Origin of the sequence: Campylobacter sp. CFSAN093249 (assembly GCF_011067895.1) — a bacterium.
Classification (GTDB): domain Bacteria; phylum Campylobacterota; class Campylobacteria; order Campylobacterales; family Campylobacteraceae; genus Campylobacter_D; species Campylobacter_D jejuni.
In genome coordinates this window covers 126,239-141,763 of the sequence record NZ_JAAMWM010000005.1, presented here as the reverse complement: position 1 = coordinate 141,763, position 15,525 = coordinate 126,239, and the positions used below count along the sequence as shown (strand labels likewise).

The following is a 15,525-nucleotide window of genomic DNA, read 5'->3' as shown; positions in this document are numbered from 1 at the left end:
CAGCAAAATGCTGTTTTAATGTTCCATTTTGTTTTTTGCTTCAATACCCATTAAAGAAAATGCGGTTTTAATACTAAGAGCAACCAAAGAAAATAATTTAAGCAAATCATTTTCATTTGCAGAGCCTACAACTTTATTTTCATTGTAGAATTTATGAAAATTTGCAGCTAAATTTTTAAGATAATCAGGAATTTTTTGCAAAGCTCTAGCTTCAAAAGCATCGTTTAAAACAGCCTTTAAATTCAAAGCTTCAAAAAGCAAATTTACGCCATCTTGATTTAAACTTTGTAAATCAGCTTTCATTACATCATCGATTTTTTTACCAGCTTTAGCAAACACTTGATGAATTCTAGCGTGTGCATAGTTGATATAATACACAGGATTAGAACTATCTTCTTTTTGCAAATCACTGATATCAAATTCCAAATGCGTATCGCATTTTTTGCTCAAAAAGATATAACGCAAAGCATCACTTCCTATCTCATCAACCACATCGCTCATCAAGATAAAATTTCCTGCTCTTTTACTCATTTTATAAGGTTCTCCATCTTTAAGTAGGGAAACCATTTGTGCTAAAATAATCTCAAGATTATTAGAGTCAAATCCCAAAAATTCCATCGCAGCTTTCATTCTAGGGATATAACCATGATGATCTGCTCCCCAAATATTAATACACTTTCCATAACCACGACTCATTTTATCTTTATGATAAACAATATCTGCTGCCAAATAAGTCCCGCGTCCATCTTCACGGATAATTACCCTATCTTTTTCATCGCCTTTTTGCGAAGAAGCAAGCCAAATTTTACCTTCTTGCTCGTAAATTCCTTTATGCTCTTTTAAAGATTCTAAAGTTGCATTTAAAGCATCATAATACGATCTTTCGCTTACATAGCTGTCAATTTTAATCTTTGCTTGTTCTAAATTTTGTTTAATCAAAACAAGCATTTTATCTTTTGCCCAATCAGCCAAACTAGGGATATTTTCTTCGCTAAAAAATTCTTTACCAAATTTTTCAAAAGCTTCTTTTGCTAAATCCGCTATATACTCGCCTTTGTAATATTGCTCTGGATATTCAACATTTTCATGAAGTATACTTTCTTTCACACTTAGTAAAATAGAAAGCCCTAGTAAATAAATTTGATTACCCGCATCATTGACATAGTATTCTGTATTAAATTTATAGCCCAAATGTCTTGCAAGTCTTGTTAAGGTGTCTCCAAAAACAGCGCCTCTTGCATGTCCTATGTGTAAAGGCCCAGTAGGATTTGCACTCACATATTCAAGCAAAAAACTTTCTTGTTTTTTTTCTCCTTTAGTAAAATCATTTGGATTTGTTAAAGCCTGATTTGCAAGTTCATTTAAAAAAGTTTTGGAAATTCTAAAATTTAAATACCCATTTACAGCTTCAACTGATTCAAAACAATCATGATTTTGAAATTTGCTCGCTAAGTCGCTAGCGATCAACATAGGGGATTTTTTTAATTCCTTAGCCAGTGAAAAAGCCAAAGGGGTAGCAAAATGTGCTAAATTTTTATCCTTTGGATTTTCAAGCGCAAAATCACACTCTAAAATCTTTTTAATTTCATTAAAAATAATACTTTTCAAAAGACTAAACCTTAAGCTTTTTTTGTTTCGTCTATACTTGCATCAGCATTTGTATTATTAGTTGTGTTTTTATTTTCTTCTATTTTTTGAGTATTTTTTGCTACTTCATCATCATTATTCATTTCATCTTTAAAAGTTTTAATACCTTTACCTAAACCCTTTGCAAGTTCTGGAATTTTTTTTGCTCCAAAAAGCAATACAACAATCAATAAAATAATCAACCAATGACTTGGACTTGACCAACCACCCATTTTATTCTCCTTCATTCCAAATATTTTGAATTTGCCCTAGATTCTGCCCTTTGGTTCTAAATTTATGGGCGATTAAAATCGCTCGCAATGCTTCATAACTTTGCTTTAACTCATCGTTAATGATAAGATAATCATACTCGCTAAGCTCTTTCATTTCATCGCTAGCGTTTTGTAATCTTTTTTCTAGTTGTATTATTGTATCAGTATTTCGCTTAATAAGTCTTTTTTTTAGCTCATCTTTATTTTTTGTAGTAATAAAAACAGAAACAATCTTATCAGTCATTTTTTTTCTGGCTATTTTAAATCCTTGCACATCAATATCAAAAACAACTATTTTTCCATTATCTAAAGCATCTTGGGTGTGCTTTAAAGAAGTACCATAAAAATTTTCATGCACTCTAGCCCATTCTAGAAAATGATCACTATCTATACCCTTTTGAAATTCTTCATGAGATATAAAATGATAATGCACTCCATTTTTTTCACCCTCTCTTGGCTTGCGAGTTGTTGAAGAAATAGAAAAATAAAGCTCATCTTTAAATTCATCAAAAAGTTTTTTTAAAAGAGTTGATTTTCCAGCACCACTAGGACCTGAAATCAACAAAACAAAACCTTGCAATTTCAATCCTCTTTAAAACTAATGTTTATATTTATATTCATATTCATACCCTTAAGAGCAGCTTTTAAGGTATCATCTTTAATACTTGAAGTGATCGCTCCTGCTATGCTTTGGCTAAGCTCATTAACTATCTCTTCGCTATTATCATCTTTAGTTACATCACTTACTATAGGCTCTTCATTTTTTTCTAAGATTTCCTCTCCAAGAGCTTCTTGTATATCACTTTCTTTCAATGTATCAAAATCACTTATATTTAAATTTGGCACAACCACTTCCTCTTCATTTGTTCCTAATTCTTTATCGTCTAAAATTGGTTCATCTTTAAAATCTTCTAAGACCTTGCTACTATTGTCACTATCAATACCATAATCAAGCTCATCAAGTTGAGCTAGTTCTTCTTTGATTTGATCTTGAGTACTCAAATTTGAAGTAAAATCATCCATTTCATCTTGAACATCTTCTTCCACAACAGGAGCAAACTCCTCTAAAACTTCCTCTGATTCTTCATTATCTTTTGCTTGACCTAAAAATTCAGCATCCTCAGGAAGATCATCAAAATCCATTTCTTTTTCTTGCTCTTCAACCACAGGAAGATCATCAAAGTCGCTTATATTAGCTTGTAATTCTTTGTTATCTTCTAAATCTTCATCATTTTTATCATCTAGCTCATCTAAACTAGGCTCAGTATCCAAAGCTGTATGTTCTTGGCTTAAGTCTTCTTTTTCGCTTTCACCATCTTCTAAAGTTAAATCTAAATCAGTTTGAGTGTCTTCTTGAGTCTGTTCTTTAATTGTTTCTTGTTCTAAATTTTGAGTTTCTAAAGTTTTGTTTGCATTATCATCTTGAGATTCGCTAAGCTCTTCTTGCATTTCTAATGTATTTGTTTTAGAATCGTCTAATAATTCTTGCTTTTCTATTTCTTCATTTTTATCATCTTCTTTGATTTCTAAATCTTCATCATTTTTATCATCTAGCTCATCTAAACTAGGCTCAGTATCCAAAGCTGTATGTTCTTGGCTTAAGTCTTCTTTTTCGCTTTCACCATCTTCTAAAGTTAAATCTAAATCAGTTTGAGTGTCTTCTTGAGTCTGTTCTTTAATTGTTTCTTGTTCTAAATTTTGAGTTTCTAAAGTTTTGTTTGCATTATCATCTTGAGCATCATCATCAAAACTCAAATCTTCCATTCCCTCTGAATTTATATCTAAAGAATTTTCATCAGGCAAATCATCTAAATTTAAATTATCTAAATCCAAGCTTATATCAGCATAAGGATTTTCATCATTGCTTAACATTGGCAAATCAATAGATGTATGCTTGTTCGCATCTTTATTATTAAGCAAATTTAAAAAATCTGTAGGTAAAAAAGGTTTTTGTAAAATTTGCGCATCTATATCTTCTACATTTTGATTTCGCGGGGCTAAAAAAATCAATCTATCGCATTTTTCTTTAAGAATTTTTAAAGGTGCTGGAGTATCACTATCTACAACAATCACATCATAATTACCCAAATTTTCACTATAAGCATTAAGTTCTTCAAAATCATAAGACATTTTTTTAGCACTAAGGCTTACAAGTCTTGAAACTACAGGGTTTTCATTTAAAAGTAAAATTTTCATCACTTTAATCCTTAAAAAATAATCGCTATTTTACGATAATTTCATTTATCCTTTCCTTAGGAGAAAAAAAGAGTTTGCATATGAGTAAAAAGTTCTAAAATTAAATTTTTAAAATATTGCATCATAACTAGTAAAATAGCAATCAAAACTACAAAACCTAGAGCTATCTTTATAGGATAGCCAATAACTAAAAGATTAAATTGTGGCATTGTTTTCATCAAAAGTCCAAAAATAACATCGGCTAAAAGTGAAATTCCAAGTATAGGAAAGCTCATGGTAAAACCTATGATGAAAATATTAAACATACCCATATTTAAATAATGCATTAAATTCTCATGCGGATAAAATCCACCTAAACTAATATAACCCAAAGAATGACTTAAAAACAAAAGCATTAAATGATGGCCATCAAAAGCAAGAAAAAACATCAAAGCAAGTAAATTTAAAATTTGTGCCGTAATAGGCATACTCGTTCCAGAACTTGGATCTAATATACTTGCCATAGTAAATCCCATAGTAAAAGCAATCTGCTCACCTGCCATCATAATAATAGCAAAAATAATTTGAAGCATTAATCCTGCTATCATTCCAAAAATCACTTCACTAATAAGCTGTAAAACAAAAAAACTATCTAAATGCAAAGATTCTAATCTAGCCAAAGGATATAAATACATAGTCAAAAATAAAACTATAGTACTTTTTATTACCATAGGAATAGAATTATGTGAAAAAAAAGGAAAAAAAACTATAAGACCACTCATTCTAGCAAGAAGCAACATAAAAGTTACAACATTTTTATCGCCTAAATAATTAACAAATTCCATTGACGTTTATAGTATAAATTTTATCACAAAAACTTGCGAGCTTACTATCGTGAGTTACAAAAAATAAAGCCGCATCATTTTCTTTAACATAAGAAATTAAAAGTTCGATAACATTTTTAGCATTATCAAAATCCAAATTTCCAGTTGCTTCATCAGCAAAAATAATCTTTGGTTTTTTACAAAGCACACGTGCGATACTCACACGCTGTTGTTGTCCGCCGCTAAGCTTTCCTATTTTTTGATGCAAAAGTGTATCAATACCTAACCTTTTTAAAATTTTCTCATCTAAATCTTGACCCGATAAAACACTAGCAAGTTCGATATTTTCTAAAGCTGAAAAACCTTTAAAAAGATAATGTGTCTGAAAAATAATACCAAAATCATAGCGGCGAATTTTTAATCTTTCGTTTTCATCCATCTGATAAAGATTAGAACCTTTAAAAAAAACTTCACCTTTTTTTGGAATTAATAAAGAAGAAAGTATATGCAAAAGAGTAGATTTACCACAACCGCTACTCCCTTGAATAGCAATGCAATCTTTAGTATTTAAAGTAAGATTTAAACCCTCAAAAAGCGGATAATCAAAACTATGGCTTAAATTTTCCGCTCTTAAGAGTTCCATTTTTAACCGTTTTTAAAGTTGTGCAGCAACTTCAGCCGCAAAATCTTCAGTTTTCTTTTCTAAACCTTCACCAACTTCAAAGCAAATAAATTCTACAATTTTAATTTTTCCACCAAATTCTTTTTCTTTTTCGGCAATTACTTGTTCTACAGTTTTTTTGTCATCCAGTACATAAAACTGACCCATTAAAGTAAGTTTGCTATCGAGTTGAGAATTATCGGCTATAAAGCTATTCATTTTACCTGGAATGATATTATCCCAAATTTTTTCAGGTTTACCTTGAGCTTTAAGTTCTTCTTTGATTTTTTCTTCAGCTTCTTTTAAAATTGCATCGCTTAATTGTTTGCGACTTGCAAATTGAGGAATTTTATGTTCAGGTTTATTTGGATCTTTCAGTCTGCGTCTTTCTTCATTTTCTTTTTCAAGTTCAGCAACCAAAGCTTTGTATTCATTTTCAACAAAAGTCATATCCAAATCTTCATAACTTAAATAACTTGGTCTCATTGCTGCAATATGCATACAAATTTGTCTTAACAAATCTCTTGATTTTGAAGCCACTTCAGTGCTATCACAAGCTGCAGCGATCACAACGCCCACACGGCCATTTGTATGGATATAACCATTTACAACGCCGTTAGCACCTGCTTTTAAAGTTGCAAATCTTCTTACAACTAAGTTTTCTCCTATAGTTGCAATTTGACTTTTTAAATATTCTTCAAATTTTACACCATTAATCGTACTTGAGTGAAGCTCTTCCACACTTTGCAAGCTATTGCTTTGAATATGAGCTGTAGTATCTTTTGTTAAAGCGATAAACTGATCATTTTTTGCCACAAAATCTGTTTCGGAATTAATCTCACTTACAGTTGCGCTTGTAAAATCATCACTTACTTTTACACTTACTAAACCTTCTGCAGCAAGTCTATCTGCTTTTTTAGCAGCCTTACCTAAACCTTTTTCTCTTAAAAGTTGTACTGCTTTATCAAAATCTCCATTAGTTTCACTCAAAGCATTTTTACAATCCATCATCCCCGCGCCTGTACTTTCGCGGAGTTCTTTTACCATTGCAGCAGTAATTTCAGCCATTATTCTTGCTCCTCACCGAAGTCTTCTTCGCTCATCGCTTCATCTAAAACTTCTTTTTTCTCTTCATCGGTGATTTCTTTTTCTTCATTTGCTAAAGCTTCGCCATCTTGTTCTCTTAAAGCTTTTCCTTCATTAATCGCTTCAGCCATTTCTTGGCAGAAAAGTTGCACTGAACGAATTGCATCATCATTTCCTGGAATAGGATAAGTTACCAAGTCAGGATCGCAGTTTGTATCTAGTGGAGCTACAACAGGAATTCTTAATCTATTTGCTTCTTGAACAGCAATTTTTTCTTTTACTGTGTCAATAACAAAAATCATATCAGGTTGAGTTTTCATATAACGAATTCCACCTAAATAAGCTAATAATTTTTCTTTTTTTCTTGTAAGCATTAAAGCTTCTTTTTTAGTTAAAAGTTTAATACTTCCATCTTCTTCCATTTTTTCAATTACTTCTAATTTTCTAATTGATTGGCGAATGGTACCAAAATTTGTCATCATACCGCCAAGCCATCTATGATTTACATAAGGCATACCACATTTTTCAGCGTATTCTTTAATCGCTCCACCTGCTTGTTTTTTTGTCCCGACAAAAAGTATAGTTTTTCCTTCGGCAGCAGCGTCACGAACGATATTATAGGTATATCTAAAATATCTTAAAGTTTTTTGTAAATCAATTACATAAATACCTTTTCTCTCGCCAAAAATGAATTTTTTCATCTTTGGATTCCAGCGTCTTGTTTGGTGTCCAAAATGCACACCGCATTCTAATAAATCTCTCATACTAACCATGAGTTTCTCCTTATAAATTTAGCTTTATTCCTCCACATCCCTTAATTTACACAAGCTAAAAAGGATTGATGCGTGTGAAATGAAGCTAATATTTTATCAAATTTAAGTTTAGTTTTTACTTATATATGTAGTCCTTGGTAAGGCTTAGATTATTATTGATTTCTTTTGTGATTAAAAATTGAAACAAATCCACGCTTCCAACACGAAAAGCAGAGGCACAAGAACGAAGGTATAAATCCCACATTCTTATAAATTCTTCATCATATTTTTCCCTTACCTTGTCCAATACTTTGTTAAAATTTTCATCCCATAAATCTAAAGTTTTTGCATAGTGCATTCTTAAACTTTCTGCTAAAAGAAGATGAAAATCCCACTCACTCATAGCACTTACAACCTCTCTTAAAGAAGGTAAATATCCTCCTGGAAAAATATATTTATCTATCCAAGCATTTGTTTTTCCTTCAAACATGGCTAAAATAGAATGTAAAAGCATAGAACCTCCAGGTTTTAACACTTGTTTTACTTTCATGAAATAAAGTCCTAAATTCTCTTTGCCTACATGTTCAAACATACCCACAGAAACAACTTTATCAAAATAATTTTCAAATTCTAAATCTTGATAATTTTGAAGTCTTATTTCTATTTTATCTTCAAGACCAAGTTCTTTTACTCTTTCCTTAGCTTTTTTACACTGCTCCTCTGAAATAGTAATTCCAACAACCTTAACTCCATACTTTTGAGCCGCCATAATAGAAAGCCAACCCCAGCCACAACCTATATCTAAAAGCTTTTCTCCTTCTTTTAAATCAAGTTTTTTAAGAGTATGTTCTATTTTGTTAATTTGAGCTTCATAAAGAGTATTATTAGGCTCTTTAAAATAAGCGCAAGAATAGCTCATAGTATCATCAAGCCAAAGCTTATAAAAATCATTACCTATATCATAATGACTTTTGATATTTTTACTTTCCTGTTTTTGGGCTATTTTACTCAAGATATCCTCTGTATTTTTTAAAAAACGCTTATTTGAAAAATAATACAAAACTTTAGCTATTTCATCATAATCACCTTCTATTTCTAGTTTAGACTCCATATAATGTTTTGCAAAAACTAAACTCGTATCACTAAATAATTTTAAAAAAGGTATTTTTTCTTTGAAAATTAAAGAAAATTTAGCAGGCTGATTACCCACATGAAATTCTTCTTGATCCCAAAATACAATTCTAAAATTTCCATAATTCCATTTTGAAAGAATAAATTTAATCATTTGTTTTTCAAGCATAACATACTCCAACTAATAAAAATTATTATTTGATAGTATCTCTTAATTATGTTTAAAATTTGATAAAATTGAAGAAAAGATAGAATTTTTGCCACAGATATAAAATAGTGGCAAAAATTTTATAATACTAATGTAATTTAGACCAAACAGAACGCTTCCAACCTATAGCAAAAATACTTAAAATTACAAAGAATATCATTACATAAATTCCTGTAGTTTTTCTTTCTTCTTTTTTGCTATCACCCACTTGATCAATATAAGATACAACCTTAGCCTGTGCAGCTTCTGTTAAACCTACTCTTGGCATAGCGGTTCCTGGAAGAAGTTTTTGAGTATTATTAATAAAATCATGTAAATATTGCTCACCACGAGATCTTATCATCATAGAAAGATCAGGTGGAACAGAACCTAAATAAGTTTTTAAATCATTTTGATTTGATGGAGTAAAAAAGCTATCGTATTTCATATCATGACAACGTCCGCAAGCCTCAATAAAAGTTGCTTTATCTTTAGCAAATTTTATATCTTTTTCCATTAAAGCTGCTTTTTGAGCACTATTTTCCATTTTAGCATATTTTGCCTCAACATCTTTCTTAATAGTAGCATCTTCATTGGCTTCAAATTTAACACTCACATCTTTAAGATAAGCAATTACATTGGCTATATTTGCATTTGTAGCTTCTTCACTTTCTCCTGAAGTATCTTTATTGTAAGCTGTCATAATAAAAGCATCACCAAATTTATGATCTACTTTTAAAGCAAGCGCAGGATGCATAATCAAAGCTGCTAAAAATTTTTCATCAAAAATAGCACCAGCTGCACTGAGATCAGGCGGTATTACTCCCATAGAAGAATCAGTAATATTAGCTGCTATTCCATCTTCTTTTACACCATGACATGCAAAACAGTTATTTTCAAAAAATTCTTTACCTTTTTTTGCATCACCCTTAGCAAAATCGATCTTTGCAACATCTGCCCAAAGTGTTTCAACCTTGCTTAATTCTTCTTTTGCTTTTTCAAGTTCTTTGTTTGCACTCTCTATTCTTTTAGCATCTCCTGAAGCTTGTGCATCTTTTAGAGCTAATTCTTTAGCTTCAACTATACCTTTTGCAAAAGTAGTATCTTCAACAGCAAAATCAAAATTTGCAGGAGCAACATGAGGCTTCATCACTGAATGAGCATAAGGCTCTACCCCCCAATATACAAGTGCAGTAAAAACTACTACAACTAAAAATATTTTTATTTCTCTCATTGTTTAGCTCCTTTTCTCTCCATAATAGTAATAACCGGTAAAACTACAATAAGTAAAAGTAAAAATACTATAGAAGCGTAAAATCCTACCCAAGCATTTACACCTGTTGGAGGTAATTTTCCATAAACAGTTAAAACAATTAAATCAATAAGCAATATCCAAAACCAAATGAAAAATAAAGGTCTTTCATGAGCTGGTTTTACCACATCACTTCTATCAAGCCAAGGAAGTAAGAAGAAAATCACTTGAGCAATACCAAATGCAGCCAAACCTATATCAAAAGCTTTAATACCTGCAATATCAAAGAAAAATCCTCTTAAAACTTCATAACTCCATAAGAAATACCACTCAGGATAAATATGAGCTGGTGTTTTAAGCGCATTAGCTGGATCAAAATTAATTGGATCCATTGCAAATTCAAATTTAAAACAGACCAAATAAAAGAAGAAAATCATAAAAAAGCTTATATACATAAAATCTTTTGATAAAAATCCTGGCCAAAAAGGAATCACTTTAGAACCCTTTGTGTCACCTGCCATGTATTTTTCAGCCTCTAAATCAAAGTCAAGTTCTTCAGAAATTTCATTATTAACATGAGGAATTCTTAAAGAATAGAAGTGAAATGCTATAATAGCAATGATAACTATAGGAAGCAAGCACACATGAAGCATAAAAAATCTTGTTAAAGTTGGATCAGAAACCGCATAATCTCCACGAATCCAAATCACAAGTTCAGGGCCAATAAATGGTATCCCTCCAAAAAGATTAGTGATTACTTGAGCTGCCCAATAACTCATTTGTCCCCAAGGAAGCATATACCCACTAAAAGCTTCAGCAGAAAATACAACAAACAAAAGCATACCGCTAACCCAAATCATCTCACGACCTTTTTTATAAGAACCGTAATAAATTCCTGTTAGCATATGTATGTATATAATCAAAAATACAACAGAAGCGGCAACACCATGCATGTGACGCCAAAGCCATCCATAGTCCACCTCTTGCATAATAGTCTTATTCACACTATCAAAAGCAAGTGCAGTATCTGGTTTATAATACATCACAAGTAAAAGTCCTGTAACAAAAAGCACTGCAAAAAGAGTGGTTAAAATAACCCCCATTGCCCAAAGAAAGTTAATTTGCTTTGGTATCCAATACTTTACCATTAAAACATCAAGCAGTTTATGTACCGCAAGTCTTTGATCAAGCCAATCTACAAGACCATTAGCTTTTCTAATTTGTGCCATCTTAAGCCTCCGCTATCATTTTTTTATATTCAGAACCCTCTTCACCTAAAACAAGCTTGGTTCCATCAATTTTAAAAGGAGGAATTTCAAGAGGCTTTGGAGGAGGTCCAAAGACATTTTTTCCACTTGTGTCAAATTCTCCACCATGACAGGCGCATTTAAACAATTGCTCACTTGGTTGGTAAGCAGGTATACAACCCAAATGTGTACAAAGTCCTATAACCACAGTATAAGCTGCGTTATCTACCACAACATCACGTTTTTCATCTTTTGGCATACTCGCATCTTTTTTTAATATAAAAATAGGCTTTTTACGCCATTCTATAGTTCTAAGCTCTCCATCTTGCATTCCTGATAAATCTACTGTAGTAAAACCTGCAGCTTTAACACTTGGAAGCGGATCCCAAGTTTTTTTCATCGCAACAAGTGAGAAAACACCGCCTACAGCAGCTACGCTTCCAAATGCAAAGCCCATAAAGCTTCGTCTACTCTCAGATGTAGCCATAACTTGCTCCTTTCGATTTTATTTTTTAACCAAGTTAAAAGTTTATCGAAATTAAAATAAATTTTTTCTTTGTTTAACAAGTTTTGATATTTAGACAATAAGAGCAAAAAGAGAAAAAACAAGCACAGGTAAAGTTATCAAAAAGCCAAATTTACAATATTGCCAAAAAGAAATATTAATGCCTTTTCTAGCCAAAACTCCAAGCCAAAGCAAAGTTGCTAAAGAACCTATTGGCGTAAGTTTTGGACCTATATTTACACCTAAAAGATGTGCATAAATCATCAAAGAATCAAAAGAAAAATTCTCAAAATATTCTTTTAATGCCAAATCTCCGATTAAAACCATAGGCAAATTATTAAACACAGAAGATCCAAAAGCTGAAATCAAAGCCACACCAAAAATTCCACTCTTATCTTGCATCAAAAAAGCATAGCTTTTAACCAAAATTTCACTCACACCTATTTTATGTAAAGCAAAAACCACCATATAAAGCCCAAAACTAAAAAGCAAAACTCCATAAGGTGCTTCAAAAAGAATTTTAATACTTTTTTTACCTTGAATTTTTAAAATAATAAGCCAAAAAATTCCCGCCCAAAGCAAAGCAAAAAAACTTATTTTAATATTAAAAATTTCACCTATAAAAAAACTGATAACAAAAAGAAATAAAAATACTATGCAAAGAAAAAACAATTTCAATGAAATTTGCTCTTTTTTGATTAATTTAAATTCAAGCCTTTTAGGTAAAACTCTCACATAAAGCACAAAAACCGTAACTATAGTAGAAAGCAAAACAAAAAAATTTGGCAAAAACATATTTTTAGCAAATTCTAAAAATTCTATCTTAAAATAATTTGCTGTGATGATATTGGTTAAATTTGAAATAACCAAAGCGTTTGAACTTGCATCACATAAAAAAGAAAGGCTAAGTAAAAAAGAACTTAAAATAAAAGCATGATTTTTACAATCTTTAAGAGTTGAAAATAAAGCTATAATAATAGGTGTAATGATTAAAATCGCTCCATCGTTAGCAAAAAATGCAGAAAGAAAAAATACAAAAATCAACAAAAATAACATCATTTTTTTTGTACTGATATAAATTTTTTCTTGATTTTTCTCTCTAGAAAAATACAAAATTTTACTCGCAATAAAATCAAAAAATCCCAAAGCTTCCAAGCTAAAAGAAAGGATAATCAACCCAACCAAAGTTAAAGAACTATCCCAAACCAAAGAAAAAACAAAACAAGCATCTTTAAAATCTACCAATTGAAAAATAAAAACAAAAAAAGCCCCCAAGCTAGAAAATACCCAAATAGGTAAATTCCATGGACGCCAAAAAAGTAAAACTAAAGTAGATAAAAAAATAAAAAAAGCAAGCATTTAAGCTTTTTTCTTTTGCATTTTGATATAAATTTGCAAAATATCCAACGCTGCAGGAGTGATTCCACTGATTTGACTTGCAGCAAAAATGGTTGGAGGTTTATGATGATTAAGCTTTTCTACAACCTCATTACTCAAACCACTTACACTTTTAAAATCAAAATTTTCAGGAATTTTAAGCTCACTAAGATTTTTCATTTTTTCTACTTGAGCTTTTTGCATACTAATGTAATGATAATACTTTGCCTCATTTAAAATCTCTCTTAAGGAGTAATGATCCATGGTTTCAAATACAGGGTCAAGTTTTTTTAATTTTTCTATATCAAAACTTGCTCTTGCAACAATTTTTTGAAGATTGACTATAGAAGAAATTTTATCTTCTCCTAAACTCTCTAAAAAAGCATTATTTTGGTTGTTAGGCGTAAATTCTTTAGAAAGTAAAAATTCAAGTCCTTTTTGAAGATTGTTTGCGATATTTTGTATATAAGTAAAATCTTGCTCGCTTAAAAACCCTAAATCATAGCCATATTTTCCAAGTCTAAGTATAGCATTTTCTTCCCTTAAAAGCAGTCTAAATTCCGCTCTTGAAGTAAACATTCTATAAGGTTCTTTTGTGCCTTTTACTACCAAATCATCGATTAAAACTCCTATATAAGCTTCATCACGCCTTAAAATCAAAGGCTCTTTCATATCTATGCTTAAGCTTGCATTGATTCCCGCCATAAAGCCTTGTGCTGCAGCCTCTTCATAACCTGTAGTTCCATTAATCTGTCCTGCACAATAAAGATTTTTAATCTTTTTAAGTTCTAAAGTATGCTTAAGTTCAGTTGGCTCTATATAGTCATATTCTATAGCATAACCAAAACGGGTTATTTTAGCATTTTCAAAACCCTTTACAGAACGCAACATTTGAGTTTGTACTTCATAAGGTAAAGAAGTAGAAAAACCATTGATATAATACTCCGTCGCATCGATAGTTTGAGGCTCTATAAAAAGATGATGGCTTTCTTTGTCGCTAAAACGATTGATCTTATCTTCTATAGAAGGACAATACCTTGGCCCCACACCTTCAATCTGTCCTGTAAAAAGCGGAGCACGATAAAAATTATTCTTAATAATCTCATGTGTAGTTGTATTAGTGCGTGCGATATAACAAGGAAGTTGAGTAGGATTGAAATTTCTTGAACGAAAACTAAAAGCTTTAGGATTTATATCACCATCTTGAATTTCAAGCACGCTAAAATCAATGCTTTTTGCATCCACTCTTGGGCAAGTTCCTGTTTTTAAACGTCCCATTTTTAAACCCAAAGTTTGCAGATAATTTCCTAAATTTACCGAAGCAAGCTCCCCTACCCTTCCTGCTTGAAGTTTATTTTCACCTACATGAATAAGTCCATTTAAAAAAGTTCCTGTTGTTAGGATGACTTTTTTGGCAAAATATATATTTTCTAAATTTGTTTTTACGCCTTTAACTTCATCATTTTCTACGATTAAAACACTCGCTTGTTCTTGAGAAATTTCTAAATTTGGAAGTTTTAAAAGTTTATTACGTGCAATGATACGGTATTTATCCATATCAATTTGCGCCCTACTTCCTTGAACGGCTACACCCTTACTTTCATTTAAAATGCGAAATTGTATCCCTGCTTCATCGGTGATTTCACCCATAAGACCACCCATGGCATCAAGTTCTTTTACCAAATGCCCTTTAGCAAGTCCACCTATGGCTGGATTACAACTTGCCGCTCCTATTTGCTCAATCAATGTAGTTAAAAGTAAGGTTTTTTTACCCATTCTAGCAGCAGCAGCACTTGCTTCAACACCTGCATGTCCACCACCTATAACAATGACATCAAACATATTTTGCCTTGAAAAATGTGAATTTTTAAAAGAAAGATTATATAATATTTAGACTTAAAACAAACTCGTTTTAAGTCTAACAAAAATTTATTTAGCTTCTTGAAGAGAAAAGATTAGCTCATTATAAGTTTTATCTGCATCTTTGCAGAAATTTTTAAGCATCTCAACACCCTTATTTAAGCCTTGTTGCTGTTCTGCTCTTAAAAGATCGCTATAAAGACTTTCTATTGTAGAAATAGCGCTTTTATTTGGCATACGACGAACGGAATAATAGCCTATGATATTATTATTAACATCTATTGATGGGGTTACATTTGCAAAAACCCAATAGTAATTGTTATCTTTGGTTTTATTTTTTACGTAAGCAAAAATTTCTTTGCCTTCTTTCATATAATCCCATAAATATTTAAAAACAGTTTTTGGCATCTCTTCATGTCTTACTATGTTATGAGGTTTATTTAAAACTTCACCCATGGTATAACCTGCATACTTTAAAAAATCATCATTTGCATAAACTATTTTACCTTTTAAATCTGTTTTAGAAGTAATTAAACTATCTTCTTGTAAAAAAATTTCTCTTGACATTTT

At 31.2% G+C, this 15,525-nt stretch carries 15 protein-coding genes; all 15 read right to left on the bottom strand.

What is annotated here, in order from left to right:
• Positions 1–15 precede the first annotated feature (15 nt).
• Entirely contained in the window at positions 16–1,608 is a 1,593-nt protein-coding gene (gene argS / locus FBF10_RS04525; RefSeq protein ID WP_002868584.1) for an arginine--tRNA ligase, read from the bottom strand.
• Between the two features lie 11 nt (positions 1,609–1,619).
• Entirely contained in the window at positions 1,620–1,859 is a 240-nt protein-coding gene (locus FBF10_RS04520) for a twin-arginine translocase TatA/TatE family subunit (protein ID WP_002852866.1), read from the bottom strand.
• 1 nt (position 1,860) lies between these two features.
• Positions 1,861–2,484: a guanylate kinase gene (gene gmk / locus FBF10_RS04515; RefSeq protein WP_079261545.1), complete on the bottom strand. Its 624-nt coding sequence runs from the start codon at positions 2,482–2,484 to the stop codon at positions 1,861–1,863.
• Positions 2,481–4,094 carry a hypothetical protein gene (locus tag FBF10_RS04510; RefSeq protein ID WP_032587248.1) on the bottom strand — a complete coding sequence of 538 codons (1,614 nt, stop codon included), beginning with the start codon at positions 4,092–4,094 and terminating at the stop codon, positions 2,481–2,483. Before FBF10_RS04510 ends, gmk begins: the two co-directional genes overlap by 4 nt.
• 56 nt (positions 4,095–4,150) lie before the next feature.
• A complete protein-coding gene (gene fliR, locus FBF10_RS04505; protein ID WP_002859266.1) occupies positions 4,151–4,918 on the bottom strand; it encodes a flagellar biosynthetic protein FliR in 768 nt (255 codons plus the stop codon).
• A complete protein-coding gene (locus FBF10_RS04500; protein ID WP_002867385.1) occupies positions 4,905–5,540 on the bottom strand; it encodes an ABC transporter ATP-binding protein in 636 nt (211 codons plus the stop codon). The genes fliR and FBF10_RS04500 overlap by 14 nt, the downstream gene beginning before the upstream one ends.
• 12 nt (positions 5,541–5,552) lie before the next feature.
• Positions 5,553–6,626: a translation elongation factor Ts gene (tsf, locus tag FBF10_RS04495; protein ID WP_002859268.1), complete on the bottom strand. Its 1,074-nt coding sequence runs from the start codon at positions 6,624–6,626 to the stop codon at positions 5,553–5,555.
• Positions 6,626–7,417 carry a 30S ribosomal protein S2 gene (gene rpsB, locus FBF10_RS04490; RefSeq protein WP_002853455.1) on the bottom strand — a complete coding sequence of 264 codons (792 nt, stop codon included), beginning with the start codon at positions 7,415–7,417 and terminating at the stop codon, positions 6,626–6,628. Before rpsB ends, tsf begins: the two co-directional genes overlap by 1 nt.
• Positions 7,418–7,532: 115 nt before the next feature.
• Positions 7,533–8,696 (bottom strand): cyclopropane-fatty-acyl-phospholipid synthase family protein, encoded by a 1,164-nt coding sequence (locus FBF10_RS04485; protein ID WP_002852655.1) that lies wholly within the window; start codon positions 8,694–8,696, stop codon positions 7,533–7,535.
• 127 nt (positions 8,697–8,823) lie between these two features.
• A complete protein-coding gene (locus FBF10_RS04480) occupies positions 8,824–9,948 on the bottom strand; it encodes a cytochrome c1 (protein WP_002852693.1) in 1,125 nt (374 codons plus the stop codon).
• Positions 9,945–11,195: a cytochrome bc complex cytochrome b subunit gene (locus FBF10_RS04475; protein WP_002852758.1), complete on the bottom strand. Its 1,251-nt coding sequence runs from the start codon at positions 11,193–11,195 to the stop codon at positions 9,945–9,947. Before FBF10_RS04475 ends, FBF10_RS04480 begins: the two co-directional genes overlap by 4 nt.
• Position 11,196: 1 nt before the next feature.
• Positions 11,197–11,700, bottom strand: a complete 504-nt coding sequence (petA, locus tag FBF10_RS04470) for a ubiquinol-cytochrome c reductase iron-sulfur subunit (RefSeq protein WP_002887813.1) — start codon at positions 11,698–11,700, stop codon at positions 11,197–11,199.
• 90 nt (positions 11,701–11,790) lie between these two features.
• On the bottom strand, positions 11,791–13,077 hold the full coding sequence (locus FBF10_RS04465; protein ID WP_002856353.1) for an arsenic transporter: 1,287 nt from the start codon (positions 13,075–13,077) through the stop codon (positions 11,791–11,793).
• On the bottom strand, positions 13,078–14,937 hold the full coding sequence (gene mnmG, locus FBF10_RS04460; protein WP_002887815.1) for a tRNA uridine-5-carboxymethylaminomethyl(34) synthesis enzyme MnmG: 1,860 nt from the start codon (positions 14,935–14,937) through the stop codon (positions 13,078–13,080).
• Between the two features lie 87 nt (positions 14,938–15,024).
• Positions 15,025–15,522 carry a bipartate energy taxis response protein CetB gene (gene cetB, locus FBF10_RS04455; RefSeq protein WP_002777340.1) on the bottom strand — a complete coding sequence of 166 codons (498 nt, stop codon included), beginning with the start codon at positions 15,520–15,522 and terminating at the stop codon, positions 15,025–15,027.
• Positions 15,523–15,525: the final 3 nt, after the last annotated feature.